The following is a 17,521-nucleotide window of genomic DNA, read 5'->3' as shown; positions in this document are numbered from 1 at the left end:
AGAAGGATTCAAAATGGCATTAGATAATCTTACACCAGCAGAAAACTCTACCAAAGAGATCAAACGCGTAGGTCGTGGTCAAGGTAGTGGTATGGGTAAAACTGCGAGCCGTGGTAATAACGGTCAGAAATCTCGTACGGGTTACAAACGTAAAAGAGGTTTTGAAGGTGGTCAACAGCCCCTTCAAAGAAGATTACCAAAAGTTGGTTTTACTTCTAAAATTGAAAAACCTTATGTTATTAATATCGATAGAATTAAGGCAGTTTCAGAACTTGCTGAAATTACTGTTGATGCAATTCGTACAGTACATAAAATTGCTAGTACGGTTGTAAAAGTAAAATTGATTGGTGTGAATGCAAAAGAACTTGCTGCTAAAATCAAAGACGAAAACGTCATTTTTACTGGAATGAGTAAATGAGCCAAGATCTCACGAAGAAGATCTTAGTTACATTAGGTTTTATATTAGCATACAGGATACTGGCATATGTGCCAGTGCCTGGTGTTAACCTAGAAGTAATTAAAGAATTCTTCGACTCCAATAGTTCCAACGCACTTGGAATGTTTAATATGTTCAGTGGTAACGCTGCACAACGCCTTAGTATTATATCGCTAGGTATTATGCCTTATATCACCGCATCCATTATTATGGAACTTCTTGCAGCAACTTTTCCAACACTTGGTAAAATGAAAAAAGAACGCGATGGTATGGTTAAATATATGCAGATCATTCGATATGCATCGATTGTTATTACGGTTGTACAAGCCATTGGTGTTTCCGTTGGTCTTGGAGGGCTTAGTGGTCGAGCGGGCGAGAGTGCTATTATGATTGATATGACTACCTTTACAGCCATTGCAGCTGCAAGTATGCTTACTGGAACCATGCTACTCATGTGGATTGGTGAACAGATTACGCAACGTGGTATTGGTAATGGTATCAGTTTGATTATTTTTGCAGGTATCGTTTCAGGTATCCCTCATGCAATTGGAGGAACCATTAACCTTGTCAATACAGGTGAATTGAATTTCCTTGTCGTTATTGGAATTTTAGCCGTTATTTTAGCGACAGTTGGCTCAATTATTTATGTTGAAATGGGTGAACGACGTGTTCCTATCTCGTATTCACGCAAAGTAGTGCTTCAAAATCAACATAAACGTATTATGAATTATGTTCCTATTAAAATGAACCTAAGTGGTGTTATTCCTCCTATTTTTGCAAGTGCAATTTTGATGTTTCCATCCACAATTATGCAAGCAAGTACAAATCCTATTATTCAATCGATCCATGATTTTTTGAATCCAAATAGTTATGTATTTAATGTATTAACATTCTTATTTATTATTTTCTTTGCTTATTTTTATGCATCAATTGTTTTTAATGCAAAAGATATCTCAGAAAATCTTAAAAAGCAAGGTGGCTTTATCCCTGGCGTTCGTCCAGGTGAGAGTACGGCACTTTTCTTAAATGAGGTTGCAAGTAGACTAACTTTTTGGGGCTCTATTTATTTAGGCCTAATTTCAACACTTCCTTGGGTCTTAGTAAAATTCATGGGTGTTCCTTTTTATTTTGGTGGAACAGCAGTTTTGATTGTTGTGCAAGTAGCACTTGATACAATGCGTAAAATTGAGGCACAAATGTACATGAATAAATATGAAACATTGAGTGCTGTAGGACTTTAACGAGTATGGCAATTACTATTAAAAAACCGCAAGAGATCAAAAAGCTCTCGGTAGCAAATCAAATTGTTGCAAAAACATTAGACTATCTTACATGTAATATTCATCCAGGGATCAGTTTGAAAGAACTGAATGCCATGGGTGAGTCTTACATTAAAAGTATGGGAGCGCGTGCTGCCTTTAAAGGCCTTTATGGATTTCCTGCGGGGGTTTGCACGTCAGTTAATGAGGTAATTATTCACGGAATTCCGACAGAGTATCGTCTTCAAGAAGGGGATATTATTGGTCTTGATATTGGCACAGAAATTGATGGCTGGTATGGAGATTCTGCTGTAACAGTAGGAGTCGGTGAGATCTCAAAGAGTGATGAATCCTTAATTGCATGTGCTAAGGATGCACTTTATTATGCCATTGATATTATTGAACCGGAAATGCGCTTTAAAGAGTTGAGCTATGCTATTGAGCAATTTATTCTACAAAAAGGCTATGTTCCTTTGCGTGGATTTTGTGGACATGGTATTGGTAGAAAAGCGCATGAAGAGCCAGAACTTCCTAATTATTTAGAAGGAATCAATCCTAAAAGTGGTCCTAAAATCAAAAATGGTATGGTGTTTTGTATAGAGCCAATGATCTGCTATAAAGATGGTACACCAAAGATTTTAGAAGATAAATGGGGCGTAGTTTCTGCCGATGGGTTAAGAGGAAGCCACTACGAGCACACAGTTGCTATTGTAGATGGTAAAGTAGAAATTTTGTCTCTATCTTGAGATTATAGGAGGTAAAATGGCAAAAGATGATGTGATTGAAATAGACGGAAAAGTGATCGAAGCACTTCCCAACGCAACCTTTAAAGTTGAAGTACAAAATAGCCATGTGATTTTATGTCATATCGCAGGAAAGATGAGAATGCATTATATTAAAATAATGCCAGGAGATACCGTAAAGGTTGAGTTAACACCGTATAGTTTAGATAAAGGGCGTATAACCTATAGGTATAAGTAAATTATTAGCTTAATTTATGTATAATTTACCCCTTTTGTAAAGCTGTGTGAAGAATAATCGAAAAAGAAACCACTGTTTTTTCGATTGTTGGTTTGAGATACATCATCAAACCTGTGACAGTTTAACTCAAAATTCCAGTGGAAATAAAGTTCAGGAGTCACGAATGAAAGTACGACCTTCTGTAAAGAAGATGTGCGATAAGTGCAAAGTGATTAAACGAAAAGGTATCGTTAGAGTCATTTGCGTAAATCCAAAACACAAACAGAGACAAGGATAAGCATGGCAAGGATTGCAGGTGTAGACCTTCCAATGAAAAAGAGAGTAGAGTATGGTTTAACATATATCTACGGTATAGGTTTGACAAGTTCTAGAGCTATTTTAACAGCTACTGGGATTTCGTTTGATAAAAGAGTACATGAGCTAAGTGAAGATGAAGTTGCTGCCATTCGTAAAGAGATCCAAGCAGATTTCCAAGTAGAGGGTGACCTTCGTAAAAAAGTGGCTATGGATATTAAAGCTTTAATGGATATGGGAAGCTATAGAGGTCTTAGACACAGAAAAGGCTTACCAGTTCGTGGTCAGAAAACAAAAACGAATGCGCGTACCCGAAAAGGTAAAAAACGTACCGTTGGCGCAAAAGCTAAATAACGAAGTCTCAAAGGGAAACAGATGGCAAAAAGAAAAGTAGTACGTAAAAAAGTTGTTAAGAAAAATATTGCTAAAGGTATTATTTATATCTCTGCAACATTTAATAACACTGTCGTAACTGTAACTGATGAGATGGGGAATGTTATTGCTTGGAGCAGTGCCGGTAGCTTGGGCTTTAAGGGTAGTAAAAAATCTACTCCTTATGCAGCACAACAAGCCGTAGAAGATGCATTGACTAAAGCAAAAGAGCATGGACTCAAAGAAATCGGTATTAAAGTTCAAGGACCTGGAAGTGGTCGCGAGACAGCGGTAAAAAGTGCTGGTACAACAGAAGGTATTAAAGTATCTTTCCTAAAAGATATTACGCCTCTTCCACACAATGGCTGTAGACCTCCAAAAAGAAGAAGAGTTTAATTTCTAATCTTTAGAATATAACTTCTTTATAGAGAAACAAAATAATTTTTTCGTTTACGCAATAGATTAGGAGAAAAAATGGCGAGATATAGAGGACCAGTCGAAAAGCTCGAGAGAAGACTCGGTGTTAGCTTAGCCCTTAAGGGTGAGCGAAGACTTGCTGGTAAAAGCGCATTAGATAAGCGACCATATGCACCAGGTCAACATGGACAAAGAAGATCAAAAATTAGTGAGTATGGACTCCAATTAAGAGAGAAACAAAAAGCTAAATTTATGTATGGAGTTTCTGAAAAACAATTCAGACGTATTTTTGACGAAGCAGCAAGAAGAGAAGGTAATACAGGTATTAACCTTGTACTTCTTATTGAAAGAAGACTTGATAATGTTGTATACCGCATGGGTTTTGCAACTACAAGAAGATTTGCACGTCAATTAGTCACACATGGACATATTTTGGTAAATGGCAGCAGAGTTGACATTCCTTCATTTGTAGTACGTGCAGGTGACAAAGTAGAAGTTTGTGAGAAATCTAAAAATAATCCACAAGTGAAAAGAGCTCTTGAATTAACACAACAAACTGGTATTGCACCATGGGTTGATGTTGAAAGAGAAAAAGCAATGGGTATTTTTACACGTATTCCAGAGAGAGAAGAAGTAGTTATTCCGGTTGAAGAAAGATTAATCGTTGAGCTATACTCTAAATAATAAAGTAGGTAGTATATGAAAAAAATCAATACATCAGCTTACATGCCAACTGAAATTGAGGTAGAAAATATTGCTGCAAATAAGGTTCAAATTAGTGCATACCCATTTGAATCTGGTTTTGCGGTAACATTAGCACATCCTTTACGTAGATTGCTTTTAAGTAGCACAGTAGGATCTGCACCAACGGCTGTAAAGATTGAAGGCGTAACCCATGAATTCGATAGCATGCGTGGTATGCTTGAAGATGTTGCTCTTTTCATCATTAATCTTAAAAATATTCGTTTCAAAATCAAAGGCGATGAGAAACGTGTAGAGGTTAACTACTCATTTACTGGACCAAAAGAGATTAAAGGAAGTGACTTAGCAAATGCACAAATTGAGATTGTTACGCCAGACGCATATTTGGCAACAATTAATGAAGATGCAGAATTTAACTTTTCTTTGATTCTCGAAAAAGGAATCGGCTATGTTCCAAGTGAGAACATTAGAGGTTTAGTCGGAGAAGATTATATCGCACTTGATGCTTTCTTTACACCCGTAAAAAGAGCAGTTTACGATATTGAGAATGTTTTGGTTGAAGACAATCCTAATTACGAAAAAATTGTTTTCACAATCGAAACAGATGGACTTGTTTCTCCAATCGAAGCTTTTAAAAATTCACTTGAAGCGATGTATGCACAGATGTCAGTATTTAATGGCATTTTAGATATTGCAGTGGCTCCAAAGAGTGAGAGTTCTAATGAGAGTGTAGAGCTCGGAAAGCTATTACAGAGTATTGAAGAGTTAAATCTGAGTGCTCGTAGCTTCAACTGCTTAGATAGAGCAGAGGTTAAATATATTGGTGAGCTTACTCTGATGAGTGAGTTAGAACTCAAAAACCTTAAAAATCTAGGTAAAAAATCGTTAGAAGAGATCAGACAAGTTATGGAAGAGAGTGGTTATCCTGTCGGATATAATTTCTCTGACGATACGGCAAGTTTGCTCAAGAAAAAAATTGAAGATTTAAAATCTGAAGCCAACGAGGGTTAATTTATGAGACATAAGCACGGATACAGAAAGCTTGGTCGTACTTCATCACACAGAGCGGCATTGTTGATGAACTTGGCTATAGCTGTCATTAAATATGAAAAAATCGAGACAACACTTCCAAAAGCAAAAGAGCTTAGAGGATATGTTGAAAAATTGATTACGAAAGCTGGAGTTGGTGGCGATCATGCTCACAAAACAGTTTTTGCTGCACTTCAAGATAAAGAGTGTACAAAAAAATTAGTTAATGAGATCGCACCTAAATATGTTGAGAGAAATGGTGGTTACACCCGTATTGTAAAAACACGTATTAGAAAAGGCGATGCAGCGCCTATGGCGTTTTTAGAACTCGTTTAAATCTCACTTTTTTTGCCTTGGGAGTCGTTTACTCTCAAGGCATATCTTCGTTAAATTTTTTTAACCCAAAACACTTCTCCTCCACTAAAAAATTAAGTCACTTTTAACTCAAACTATTGTTAAATTAGATACTTTTGCTATAGGAGAATCTATGATACCATTTAGTGACGAAGAGTTACTTCCAGTTGTTGAAAAATCACTTGAAAAAATTAAGCCAATGTTGGCATTAGACGGTGGCGGACTAACGTTACTTGGCATTAAAGGTGGGCGTGTTTTTGTTCAATTACAAGGTGCGTGCCAAGGATGTGCGTCCAGTGGGCAAACACTTAAATATGGCGTTGAACGCCAACTTAGAATTGATATTCACCCTGAAATAGAAGTTGTAAATATTTTACCAGGCACGGAGAATGAGTTTGAAGTATTAGGAGAGCAATGAACGCTTACATAAAAAAAGGTATTGAAAAATTTTACGCAAAGAACTTTGCTGAGGCAATGCTACAGTTTGCATTGGCTTTGAGTGAAGACCCAAAATCTAAAGAAGCTCGAATTGGAGCTATTTTATGTGATATGGCAGCTCAAAATGAAGAACAAGCAATGGCTCTTTTTGAGTACTATATTTTAACCAAAGAGAATGGTGCTGAAGATTGTGAAGATGTAATGGAAGAAATTATTAATTCCGTGGAAGAACATAGCGAAAAAATTGCCCATTTATTTACAGAGAATGATCTTGAAGCACGCATAAATGCAGAAAATGGTATCAAGTATGAAGACTTTATGAGTTTAATCAAATCTCGTGGTAGTTTTAAAGAGGCTTTTGAAGATATTATGTTCTCTACCAAAGTCATTATTTCAAAAAAAGAAGATTTTGTTGATTTTTTATCTAAATTGATTGATAATGGATTTATCGAAATGTCTCTTAATTACCTTGAGAGTGCTATCACTCTTTTCCCAAATGATGAGCAGCTATTATCGCTCATTAAAAAAGCACAAAAATAGAGAGTTACCTTGAAAATAGATTTGAAAAACCATGCGCCGTTTTTACATGTAACGGATAATTCAAATGAATGTGATGCTTCAAGCATCTTTGTTTCAACAAAGCTCAATGCCACTTATGAGCAGAGCGCAAGAGATCATGGATGTACTAAAATTATTTCACCCAAAGAGTGTTTAGATGTTCTCGCTATTACCAATGCGATCAAAATTATTGGCATAACGGGTACCAATGGTAAGACAACGACAGCAGCAGCTATCTACTCTATCCTATTAGATTTGGGTAAAAAAGCAGGATTACAAGGGACTCGTGGCTGTTTTATTAACGATCATCGCATTGAAGATAAAAGTCTTACAACGCCACCCGTTTTACAGACTATCCATAATCTCAAATTGGCAGTTGAAGCAGGGTGCGAGTATTTTGTCATGGAAGTGAGTTCTCATGCTATTGTTCAAAATCGCATCGATGGGCTTCCTTTTGCTTTAAAGATTTTAACAAATATCACCCAAGATCATTTGGATTTTCACAAAACGATTGATGAATATATTGCTGTTAAAAGCTGTTTTTTTGAAGATGAGAGTTTGAAGCTCATCAACAAAGATGAGAGTAAAATTCGCTTTAATCGCACCAATGCAATGAGTTATGGCATTGAACATCCCGCAACCTATAAAATTTTAGCTTATTCACTCAAAGAAGGTATTAGTGCCGCTGTAGCTAAAATCGATAAAGTTTATGACTTTGAATCACCTTTACATGGCTTTTTTAACCTTTACAACATACTTGCAGCGATTAGTGCGGTTGATATGTTGGGTGTTGCACCAATGGAGGCTATTTGTGAAGCGGTAGAGCATTTTGGTGGCGTGGAAGGTCGTATGGAGGTAGTGAGCAATGATCCTCTAGTGATCGTTGATTTTGCGCACACTCCTGATGGTATGGAAAAAGTGCTCGATAGTATGAAAGAGCGCGATCTTGTGGTTGTTTTTGGTGCTGGAGGAGACAGAGATCGAACGAAGCGCCCCAAAATGGGAGCGATGGCTGAGCGCTATGCTAAAAAGATTGTGGTGACCAGCGACAACCCACGTTCGGAAGATCCACAAAGTATTATCACTGAAATTTTAACAGGAATGCACCCTAAAGAGCATTTACATGTAGAAGTAGATCGCCACAAAGCGATTGAAAAAGCACTGAAATTACAAGGTAAAAACGAAGTGCTTCTAATACTTGGTAAAGGGGATGAAACTTACCAAGAGATTCAAGGTCAAAAATATCCTTTTGATGATAGAGAAGTAGTTAGGGAGCTTATCGCTCAATGGGCTAAGCAAAAATAGGATAAAATAAACAAATTTCCTAATCTAAAAGAGGTATAAAAGCGATGACGCTTGAGATGTTATATAGCAAAATTCACAGAGCTACTGTTACAGATGCCAATTTAAACTATGTTGGTTCTATTACAATCGATAAAGAGTTAATAATGGCTTCTAATCTTAGCGTGGGACAAAAAGTAGAAGTGGTGAATATTAACAATGGTGAGCGTTTTACAACTTATGTCATTGAAGGTAAGGCAGGTGGGAAAGATATTTGTCTTAATGGCGCAGCTGCACGAAAAGCACATATTGGTGATAAGATTATTATCATAGCTTATGCGCATATGACGAGAGATGAAATGGAAGTTTTCAAACCTACGGTTGTTTTAGTTGATGAAACCAACGCATTGGTAGAAGTACGAGATTACATCTAATGTTTGAAAATTTTGATTTATCAAAAGTGGGTGCAATGCTTGAAGAAGCGCAAAAGCAAGCCCAAAAAATGCAAGAAGACGCAAGAAATAAGCAATTTACTGCTAAAAGCGGTGGTGGCATGGTCAGTGTGAGCATGGACGGTAATGGCGAAGTCGTCGATGTTACGCTTGATGATTCGCTTTTAAGTGATAAAGAATCGTTACAGATTTTACTCATGAGTGCCATTAATGATGTTTCCAAAATGGTAGAAGATAATAAAAAACTAGCAACATCTCAGATGCTCTCAGGCATTGGTGGATTTGGCGCAAAAAATTAAGGAGCGTATGTGAAACGTCTAGGACTTTCTCTTCTTTTAATACTCCAAGCTCTTTTCGCGGCGGATGTTCCTATCCCTGCTCCTGCTAGCAAAGCAGAGTTCGTCTACCCTGATTTTTCACAGTGCTTTGAAAAAAATAAGCAATCGGTTGTTTATTTTGGTAAAACGCGTGCAATTGCCATTAGCGAAAAACAAGCAATTGCGTTTTCTAAAGAAAAGCCAAGTGTACCTTTTGCGAGATACGATGCATTCTCTCACCTCTATTTATTTGATTCTCCAAAACCATTGATTCCTGTCAAACTTAAACCCACCGCTGAGCTAAAGCTAGGCGAATGGCTTGTCAGCATGACCGATAACTCTTTGGTGGCGGTTAATGCTTCCAAAATAGGTAAAAGTGGTAATGAGTTGTTTGAATTTGGCGGTATCGGTGAAATCAATAGTCTTGTTGGTGGATTATGTTGTGAAATGTATGGACTTGGAATTGGAGATAAGTTTTTTATTAGTTCAGAAGAGTTAGAACGTTTTATAGCAGGTAAATCAGCCTTTTTCCCAGAATTGGGTGCTCGGATTATAGATGGTAATGAGAGTGTGATCGTTGATTTTGTTGATCCAACTTTTAAAGATGCAAAGCTCAAAGCTGGCGATAGCATTACATCGCTTAATGGTAAAAAAGTAAGCACTATCGCCGAATTTGCTGATGCTCTCAAAGCGGGTAAAGATTCTGCTAAAGTGACTGCTCACATTCAACGCAATAATGCATGGATAGACGAGACTATTGTAACACCAAAACCGGCCAGTAAAAAAGTCGATTCTAAAAAAGTGCCACTCCCTGAGTCAAAAAAAGAGACTATTTTACACGGCAAAGGATTTACGTTCGATAATAATCTTAAGATTGAATATGTAAAACATGGTTCTTTTGCTGAGCAAAGTGGTTTAAAAGTAGGTGACCGTTTAATGCAAGTGGATGGAGTTTCTGTTTCACAGATCCAAAATGCAGATGCTTATTTGTCGAAAATACATAATCGTGATGTTAGCCTGTTATTTGACCGTGATGATTTCCAATTTTTTGTAACATTACCACGCTGAAAGGTTCGTTTTGAGTTCTAAAGAGTTAGTATCAAAATTTGAAGTTTTTTTAAAAGAGAAACTTCCCGTAATAGAAAGTTTTCACCCTCATTTTAGTCATGCTTTTGGCGAAATGCTTGATGTGGGAGGAAAACGGTTCCGCCCGCTTTTATTGCTCAGTGTTGTCCACTGTTCACGTCCGCTTTTGATTGAAAATGCTTTACATGTAGCGCTTGGTTTGGAGATGATGCACACCTATTCACTCATTCACGATGATCTGCCTTGCATGGATAATGCAGCGCTTAGGCGAGGACATCCCACTTTACATGTAAGCTATGATGAGACGACTGCCGTGCTTGTCGGAGATGCTTTAAATACCCATGCTTTTTATCTATTAGCAAATGCTCCTTTGAGCGCAGAGATTAAAATTAAACTGGTTTCCATCCTTTCAAGTGATGCAGGTATCTATGGTATGGTACTTGGTCAAGCCATTGACTGCTTTTTTGAAGATAAGCATTTAAATGTGGATGAGCTCACTTTTTTACATTTGCATAAAACAGCTAAATTGATAGCAGCTTCACTTTTGATGGGAGCTGTGATTTGCGAGTTGGATAAGGCGACACAAGAAGCACTTTATCAGTTTGGATTGAAACTTGGGCTTTTATTTCAAGTTCAAGATGACATTATCGATGCAACACTGACCAGTGAAGAGGCGGGGAAACCCACTCAAAATGATGGGCATAAAAACTCTTTTGTGAACCTACTGGGATTAGAGGGCGCAAAAGTTGAGAAATGCAAACTGTTAACAGAGTTAGATGTTGAACTAGGTAAGCTTGATGCTGCTTTGTCAAAAAGGCTTAAAAGCATTGTAGATGAATATTTTAAAGGATAGTGACCCAATGGAAAATGAAAAAATGTTAAAAAAACAAGCTGATACAATCCGATTTTTAGCGGCAGATATGGTACAACGTGCTAATAGTGGACATCCTGGTGCTCCTATGGGACTCGCCGATATCGTCACCATTTTGGCACGACATATCACACATAATCCTAAAAATACAAAGTGGCTCAATCGTGATCGTTTAGTGTTTAGTGGTGGGCATGCTTCAGCGTTGGTTTACTCTTTTTTACATTTAAGCGGATATGACATTAGTTTAGAAGATCTTAAAAATTTTAGACAACTCGGTAGTAAAACGCCAGGTCATCCTGAGTATGGTGATGTTCCCGGTGTTGAAGTAACGACGGGCCCTTTAGGTCAAGGTATTTCGAATGCCGTTGGTTTTGCAATGGCGGCTAAGTATGCAGCGACTCTTTTAAATACACCCAAAACAGAAGTGATTTCCCATAAAGTATACTGTTTGTGTGGCGATGGTGATCTTCAAGAAGGTATCAGTTACGAAGCATGCTCATTAGCAGGACATTTGTGTTTAGATAATTTAGTGGTGATTTACGATTGTAATGCTATTACCATTGAAGGGGATACGTCAATTGCTTGGAGTGAAGATGTCAAACATCGTTTTGAAGCCCAAGGTTGGGAAGTCTCCCGTATTGATGGTCATGATTATGAAGAAATTAATGATGTTTTAGAGCAATCCAAAGAGCAAACCAAACCCTATTTAATTATTGCCGATACAACCATTGCCAAAGGTGCTTGCGAGATGGAAGGAAGCCATCATGCTCATGGTGCACCTTTGGGGTGTGAAGAGATTAAAAATTCTAAAATCAAAGCAGGATTTGATCCAGAGAAAAACTTCAGCGTGGATGATGATGTTTATGCGCGTTTTAACTGTGCGCTTGAAAAAGGTGACTTGGCTGAGGCCAAGTGGAATGCACTGGTTAAAAACGAGTTAAGTAGTGAGAAAAAGGCTCTTTTAGAAGCATTGCTAACGCCTGATTTTTCAAAAATCGAATGGCCAAATTTTGATAGCGATGTGGCAACGCGTGACAGCAATGGTAAAATTTTGAATGCTATTGCACAAGCCATTCCTGGTTTTCTAGGAGGAAGTGCTGATCTTAGTCCTTCCAATAAAAGCGAATTGAAAGATATGGGTGATTTTCCACTAGGACGCAATATTCACTTTGGTATTCGTGAACATGCAATGGGTGCGATTATCAACGCGTTTGCTTTGTATGGTCTGTTTATCCCATTTGGCGCAACGTTTTTTATCTTTAGTGACTACATGAAACCTTCAGTGCGTTTAGCAGCACTCATGAAATTGAAAAATTTTTACATCTGGACACACGATAGCATTGGTGTGGGGGAAGATGGTCCAACGCATCAACCCATCGAGCAACTCAGCCAATTTAGAGCCCTTCCAAACTTCTACGTATACCGCCCATGCGATGGTAGAGAAAATGTTAAAGCGTGGGAAAAGGCTCTGAGTATGCAAGCTCCTGCAGCATTTGTCTGCTCACGTCAAAAACTTCGAGCGCTCAAAGATGACCGAGCATACGGCGATGTTGAAAATGGTGGGTATCTTGTAAAAAGACGTGAAAACGCGCAAGTAACCATCATGGCAAGTGGAAGCGAAGTCTATCTTGCGTTAGAGGTTGCCTGTTACCTTTCTATGTTTGGCATTCCAAGCAATATGGTCAGTGTCCCCTGTTTTGATCTTTTAAATGAGCAAGATGAGGCGTATATTCAAACAATCATTGAACCACAAACGAAAGTCATTGCAATTGAGGCGGGTGCAGGAATTGAATGGTATCGTTATGCCGATAAAGTGATCTGCATGGAGCGTTTTGGCGCGAGTGGTCCTGCGGAACTTTTATTTGAAAAATTTGGCTTTAAAGCTCATCAAGCGACTCAAGTGGCATGTGAGTTTTTAGGCTTAGATTATAATGCACTAAAGGCCGAGTTAGAACGAGATAATGAAAAAAAACATTGTATTTGATCTAGATGGCACACTTCTTAATACCTTAGAAGATATCGCCATCAGTGCAAATTTTGCACTCGTTTCACTTGGATTTCAACCACAAGAGAGTGCAAAATACCGCTATTTCGTAGGTGAAGGTGTTTTCAAACTATTTGAAAACATTTTCGCCTCTAATGTTCAAACTCCTGAGCTTATCCAACAAGCTGTTACTCTTTTTGAAACACATTATACAAAGCAGTTTAACCAAAATACCAAGCTGTATGAGGGTGTGAGTAAAATGCTGAGTTTTCTTCAAAAACGAAATTTTAAAATGGCAATTCTCTCCAATAAACCAGATTCCTTTACTAAAATGTGTGCGATAAAATATTTGCGTTCATGGAAGTTTGATGTGGTGTATGGTGTACGTGAAGGAGTTCCTAGAAAGCCTCATCCCAGAGGAGCTTTAGAGATTTGTGAGCTTTTACATGTAAAGCCAAACGACTGTTATTATCTTGGCGATACCATGATTGACATGAAAACAGCCAATAGCGCTGGCATGATAGCCATAGGAGCATTATGGGGCTTTAGAGAGGAAAATGAACTCAGAGAACATGGAGCACAGTATTTGGTTCAAACCCCCAGCGATGTGATTAAACTGCTCGCTGAGGTTTAAGTCTTAGGATTTAAATTTCCCTAATTCATTGTTAAGATTTTCGGTCATCGCATGGAGATGTTCGGATGCTTGAGAAACATTGTCGATGCTCGTGACATTCTCTTTGGAGATGACATTAATTTTTTCAATCTCCTCAACCATTCCTTTAATCTGCGATGCAGTGTTGACAAAATTATTAACAGTTTCATGTGCCCCTTCGATGGTTTTCTGAATGGTTGCATCAATGCTATTCATACCATTTTGTAATTCGATTGAGATAGAAGCAAGAGCATTCACCTCTCCAGCATTTTGAGCAATATCGGTGTTAGCATCCATGATCGATTGCACAACCACATTGATCGTTGCATCAATCTCAACAAGGCTTTTTTGAGTACGTTCAGCCAGCTTTCGTACTTCATCCGCTACTACGGCAAATCCACGTCCATGTTCTCCTGCACGTGCTGCTTCAATAGCCGCATTGAGGGCTAAAAGGTTGGTTTGATCGGCAATATCACGAATGATCCCCAAAACATCTTTGACTTCATTGGCATTTTGACTCACGGTATTAAGGCGTTCTGCTAAGTTTTGTTCTTTGGCTGCCGTGGCTTGCATCGTTTTTTCTAAATGCTCTGCTTGATCTTTAACGGTATTGATGTCTTGTTGCGTTTTATGTAATGCTTCTTGCGAAGCGGTCGCTTTTTGAACTGATACCTCAATTGCATTGGTGAGCGTAATACCACTCTCTTTGGTTTTACTCACAATCTTGGCCTCAGCATCCACATTTCTCACAACTTCCGAAGCCGTACGTGAAAGTTCTTCTGAGATAGAGGCGTTTTCATTGCTAATCTCTTTAGATTTTTTGACAATTTCATGAAGTTTTTCAATAAAGAGATTAATATTATTCGAAACTTGTCCGAATTCATCATGACTTGAGGCTTGAAGTCTTTGTCTAAGATCGCCTTCACTACTGGACAGATCTTTGACAACATGGTTCAGTTTATCAAGGGGATTAAGAAGCATTTTGATTAAAAAGGCCATAATGGCGATAGAAAGCACGAGCATTATTAAACCCATCACAAAAAGCTCTTTCACTTGAGCATTCAAGAATTCATAAGCAGTCTCTTTATCAAATGTAATACCTGGAATCCAATTTGTCTCTTGAGACATTTTAAATGCAAAGAGTTTATGCTCTCCCTCTTGTGTGTACTCAATAATACCTTCAGGGTCTCCTTTAAATCTTTGACTTAAAATAGATTCTTTACCAAGGAATTCCGCTTTAGGATGGGCAACAATCGTTTTTTTAGCATCTAAAAGCATGCCATAGCCACCATTGAACTTAATATCACTGACGGCTTTGACAATATGCTTAAGCTCAAAAGACGTTGCAACAATACCGATGGTTTTACCATTTTTAATAATGGGTGCCATAACCGCAACAAGATCAATGGGGTCTGCAGAACCTCTGTAAATATCGGTCATACCAGATTTTCCCGTTGTTTTCCCCATAATATACCATGGGCGTGCTCTTGGGTCAACCTTTGCGATTGTATTGCTTCCATAGATCATGACACCGCTGGATTCTATACCCAAAAAGCTATCACGTCCACCGGATGCAAGTGTTGTCTCTTGTAAAACAGTTTTGATTTGTGACTCACTCATCGTTTCAACATCCGTGAGCATGCGAGCAGCACTTTCTAAGCCATGCTTTTTACTTAAAACCCAAAGATCGATATAATCGGTCAATGAACGGGATGCCATCTTGAGGGTTGATTCAACTTGCGTGATGCTGTTTTTTTTGGTATCAATATAGCTTACAAAACCAAATGCTGTAAGGCTGATACAGATTAAGAGTGCGATAATCAGAGTAACCTTCATCTTGAAGTTCATCATGACTCCTTGGTATTATTTTGAGTAATAAATGCAAAATAGGGATTTTATATCATATAGAGCGAAAGACATGTTTTATTATAACACGGGAAATATGACCAAAATGAGACTTTTTGATTATAGCATGCTGAGGTGAGAAAAGAGTTGTCTGTACTGTTTAAAGACTTATTTTGAGAGTATACGTGAAATTTTGCATCAAACTACAGCAAGAAAAACTCCCTTGCTGTAGAAAATGTATCTTAAGATTGAAATTTGCCCAGTTCGTTGTTGAGGTTTTCAGTCATTACATGTAAATGATCAGACGCTTGAGAAACATTGTCGATGCTTCCCACATTCTCTTTGGAAATGGCATTTATTTTTTCAATTTCATCGACTATTTTTTTAATTTTTGAAGCGGTATCAATAAAGTCATGAACAGTATGGTCACTCTCATCAATGGTTTGATGGATAATACTTGCAACATTGTTCATCCCCTCTTGCAACTCTACCGAGATAGAAGCAAGAGCATTCACCTCTCCAGCATTTTGAGCAATATCGGTGTTGGCATCCATGATCGATTGCACAACTACATTGATCGTTGCATCAATCTCAACAAGGCTTTTTTGAGTACGTTCAGCCAGCTTTCGTACTTCATCCGCTACTACGGCAAATCCACGTCCATGTTCTCCTGCACGCGCTGCTTCAATAGCCGCATTGAGGGCTAAAAGGTTAGTTTGGTCGGCAATATCACGAATGATCCCCAAAACATCTTTGACTTCATTGGCATTTTGACTCACGGTATTAAGGCGTTCTGCTAAGTTTTGTTCTTTGGCTGCCGTGGCTTGCATGGTGTATTCGAGTTGTTCGACTTTGGTTTTCACATCCGAAATATCTTTTTGTGTATTGGAGAGGGCTTGTTGCGAATTCTTTGCTTTAAGAACAGAACTTTCGATGCTTTTAACTAAAGCAATACCTTCTTCCTTGGTGTTTTCAACTATTTTCGATTCGGTGTCGACATTGCGTACCACTTCGGATGCGGTACGTGAAAGCTCTTCTGAGATAGAAGCATTTTCATTACTAATCGTTTTAGATTTTTTCACGATTTCATGCAGTTTTTCAATAAATTTATTGATATTGTGTGATACATGTGCAAATTCATCATTGGCCGTTACTTCAAGTCTTTGTCTCAGATCACCCTCACTACTTGAGAGTTCTTGGACAACATCATTCAGATGATCGAGTGGACGAAGCAGTGTTTTAATGAGTATAATCATGATGCCAATGGACAGGACTAGCATCATAAAACCTGCCATCATTAGGCTTTGAACTTGCACCTTTAAAAAGGCATAAGCAGTCTCTTTATCAAATGTAATTCCTGGTGTCCAGCCCGTTTGTTCTGAGACTTTAAAAGCAAATATTTTGTTTTCACCATTAAAGATATACTCAATAAATCCCTCTTTTTTATCTTTAAATTCTTGGCTCAATGTTGACTCAGTTCCAAGGAGCTCTTTTTTAGGATGGGCTAGAATCATCTTTTTTGTATCCAAAAGCATTCCATATCCACCATTAAAATTAACATCTCCAACGGCTTTGGTCAGTGTTTCCAAAGGAAGATCAATACCAAAAACACCAATCATAGTGTTATTTTTCATAATAGGCGCCATTACTGTTACCATCAATACTTTCGCCGTTGCACCGACATAAGCATCCGTAATACCTTCTTTACCATCCACTTTCGCTTGTTTATACCAGCCTCTTGTTTTAGGATCGTATCCTTCTGCTTTTTTCTTTCCACTACCGTAAAACATTCGACCATCTTCAAACCCTGCATACGCATCTAGCGCGTCAAAGGTTTTAGCCATGTCTTTTAGCTTGGCTTCGAGTTCTGCTTCATCCATTGTGGAACTGTTACTTAAGGATCGTGCGTAACCGGCGACTCCTTTTTTCTTCGATTCGACCCACAGATCAATGTAGTCTGTTAAGGCACGTGATGCCATTTTCAGGCTTGATTCAACTTGAACAACGCTATTTTTCTTCGTATCAATATAGCTTATGGTACAAAAGATACTGAGGCTTAAAAACATTAACGCAGAAATTGTCAGGATGATTTTGGCTTTAAATGACATGATTCTACTCCTTGGGTATTTTTATACAAATGGTAAAACGTACGAATGAGACACTAAAATTCTTCATAATTACATTAATTATGTA

The 17,521-nt window shown here is 38.1% G+C and carries 21 protein-coding genes; 19 read left to right on the top strand and 2 right to left on the bottom strand.

Going from position 1 to position 17,521, the window contains the following annotated elements:
* Nucleotides 1–13: 13 nt before the first annotated feature.
* From rplO to SJPD1_RS11935, 19 genes are all read left to right on the top strand, one after another.
* Nucleotides 14–418: a 50S ribosomal protein L15 gene (gene rplO, locus SJPD1_RS12025; RefSeq protein ID WP_096047364.1), complete on the top strand. Its 405-nt coding sequence runs from the start codon at nucleotides 14–16 to the stop codon at nucleotides 416–418.
* Entirely contained in the window at nucleotides 415–1,677 is a 1,263-nt protein-coding gene (secY, locus tag SJPD1_RS12020) for a preprotein translocase subunit SecY (protein WP_087439371.1), read from the top strand. The genes rplO and secY overlap by 4 nt, the downstream gene beginning before the upstream one ends.
* 5 nt (nucleotides 1,678–1,682) lie before the next feature.
* A complete protein-coding gene (gene map, locus SJPD1_RS12015; protein WP_087439370.1) occupies nucleotides 1,683–2,441 on the top strand; it encodes a type I methionyl aminopeptidase in 759 nt (252 codons plus the stop codon).
* 16 nt (nucleotides 2,442–2,457) lie between these two features.
* Complete coding sequence (gene infA / locus SJPD1_RS12010; protein ID WP_012857710.1) at nucleotides 2,458–2,676, top strand: translation initiation factor IF-1; 219 nt, start codon at nucleotides 2,458–2,460, stop codon at nucleotides 2,674–2,676.
* 163 nt (nucleotides 2,677–2,839) lie between these two features.
* Nucleotides 2,840–2,953: a 50S ribosomal protein L36 gene (gene rpmJ / locus SJPD1_RS12005; RefSeq protein WP_038533455.1), complete on the top strand. Its 114-nt coding sequence runs from the start codon at nucleotides 2,840–2,842 to the stop codon at nucleotides 2,951–2,953.
* 2 nt (nucleotides 2,954–2,955) lie between these two features.
* The gene (rpsM, locus tag SJPD1_RS12000; RefSeq protein WP_069478756.1) at nucleotides 2,956–3,324 is read left to right on the top strand and encodes a 30S ribosomal protein S13; all 369 of its coding nucleotides are present in this window, start codon (nucleotides 2,956–2,958) and stop codon (nucleotides 3,322–3,324) included.
* A gap of 21 nt (nucleotides 3,325–3,345) precedes the next feature.
* Complete coding sequence (gene rpsK, locus SJPD1_RS11995) at nucleotides 3,346–3,738, top strand: 30S ribosomal protein S11 (RefSeq protein ID WP_014770213.1); 393 nt, start codon at nucleotides 3,346–3,348, stop codon at nucleotides 3,736–3,738.
* A 78-nt stretch (nucleotides 3,739–3,816) separates the two neighbouring features.
* The gene (gene rpsD / locus SJPD1_RS11990) at nucleotides 3,817–4,443 is read left to right on the top strand and encodes a 30S ribosomal protein S4 (protein ID WP_087439369.1); all 627 of its coding nucleotides are present in this window, start codon (nucleotides 3,817–3,819) and stop codon (nucleotides 4,441–4,443) included.
* Nucleotides 4,444–4,458: 15 nt separating this feature from the next.
* Nucleotides 4,459–5,472, top strand: a complete 1,014-nt coding sequence (locus tag SJPD1_RS11985; protein ID WP_087439368.1) for a DNA-directed RNA polymerase subunit alpha — start codon at nucleotides 4,459–4,461, stop codon at nucleotides 5,470–5,472.
* A gap of 3 nt (nucleotides 5,473–5,475) precedes the next feature.
* Nucleotides 5,476–5,826, top strand: coding sequence for a 50S ribosomal protein L17 (gene rplQ, locus SJPD1_RS11980; protein WP_087439367.1), 351 nt, complete (start codon nucleotides 5,476–5,478; stop codon nucleotides 5,824–5,826).
* A gap of 151 nt (nucleotides 5,827–5,977) precedes the next feature.
* On the top strand, nucleotides 5,978–6,262 hold the full coding sequence (locus tag SJPD1_RS11975) for a NifU family protein (RefSeq protein ID WP_087439366.1): 285 nt from the start codon (nucleotides 5,978–5,980) through the stop codon (nucleotides 6,260–6,262).
* Nucleotides 6,259–6,822, top strand: coding sequence for a tetratricopeptide repeat protein (locus SJPD1_RS11970; protein WP_087439365.1), 564 nt, complete (start codon nucleotides 6,259–6,261; stop codon nucleotides 6,820–6,822). Before SJPD1_RS11975 ends, SJPD1_RS11970 begins: the two co-directional genes overlap by 4 nt.
* A 9-nt stretch (nucleotides 6,823–6,831) precedes the next feature.
* A complete protein-coding gene (locus SJPD1_RS11965; protein WP_096047363.1) occupies nucleotides 6,832–8,145 on the top strand; it encodes a UDP-N-acetylmuramoyl-L-alanyl-D-glutamate--2,6-diaminopimelate ligase in 1,314 nt (437 codons plus the stop codon).
* Nucleotides 8,146–8,189: 44 nt separating this feature from the next.
* Complete coding sequence (panD, locus tag SJPD1_RS11960; RefSeq protein WP_096047362.1) at nucleotides 8,190–8,555, top strand: aspartate 1-decarboxylase; 366 nt, start codon at nucleotides 8,190–8,192, stop codon at nucleotides 8,553–8,555.
* Nucleotides 8,555–8,872 carry a YbaB/EbfC family nucleoid-associated protein gene (locus SJPD1_RS11955; protein WP_087439362.1) on the top strand — a complete coding sequence of 106 codons (318 nt, stop codon included), beginning with the start codon at nucleotides 8,555–8,557 and terminating at the stop codon, nucleotides 8,870–8,872. The genes panD and SJPD1_RS11955 overlap by 1 nt, the downstream gene beginning before the upstream one ends.
* Nucleotides 8,873–8,881: 9 nt before the next feature.
* Nucleotides 8,882–9,958, top strand: coding sequence for a DUF7488 domain-containing protein (locus SJPD1_RS11950; protein WP_096047361.1), 1,077 nt, complete (start codon nucleotides 8,882–8,884; stop codon nucleotides 9,956–9,958).
* 10 nt (nucleotides 9,959–9,968) lie between these two features.
* Nucleotides 9,969–10,829, top strand: a complete 861-nt coding sequence (locus tag SJPD1_RS11945; RefSeq protein WP_096047360.1) for a polyprenyl synthetase family protein — start codon at nucleotides 9,969–9,971, stop codon at nucleotides 10,827–10,829.
* A gap of 22 nt (nucleotides 10,830–10,851) precedes the next feature.
* On the top strand, nucleotides 10,852–12,831 hold the full coding sequence (gene tkt, locus SJPD1_RS11940; RefSeq protein ID WP_096047853.1) for a transketolase: 1,980 nt from the start codon (nucleotides 10,852–10,854) through the stop codon (nucleotides 12,829–12,831).
* Entirely contained in the window at nucleotides 12,809–13,465 is a 657-nt protein-coding gene (locus SJPD1_RS11935; protein ID WP_096047359.1) for an HAD family hydrolase, read from the top strand. The genes tkt and SJPD1_RS11935 overlap by 23 nt, the downstream gene beginning before the upstream one ends.
* A gap of 3 nt (nucleotides 13,466–13,468) precedes the next feature.
* Here SJPD1_RS11935 and SJPD1_RS11930 read toward each other — a convergent pair whose 3' ends face one another.
* On the bottom strand, nucleotides 13,469–15,331 hold the full coding sequence (locus SJPD1_RS11930; RefSeq protein ID WP_096047358.1) for a methyl-accepting chemotaxis protein: 1,863 nt from the start codon (nucleotides 15,329–15,331) through the stop codon (nucleotides 13,469–13,471).
* 239 nt (nucleotides 15,332–15,570) lie between these two features.
* On the bottom strand, nucleotides 15,571–17,436 hold the full coding sequence (locus SJPD1_RS11925; protein WP_096047357.1) for a methyl-accepting chemotaxis protein: 1,866 nt from the start codon (nucleotides 17,434–17,436) through the stop codon (nucleotides 15,571–15,573).
* Nucleotides 17,437–17,521: the final 85 nt, after the last annotated feature.

The organism is Sulfurospirillum diekertiae (genome assembly GCF_002309535.1).
In the GTDB taxonomy this organism is placed as follows: domain Bacteria; phylum Campylobacterota; class Campylobacteria; order Campylobacterales; family Sulfurospirillaceae; genus Sulfurospirillum; species Sulfurospirillum diekertiae.
Note: the sequence above shows the minus strand (reverse complement) of the source record. Positions and strands in the feature narration are given on the sequence as shown.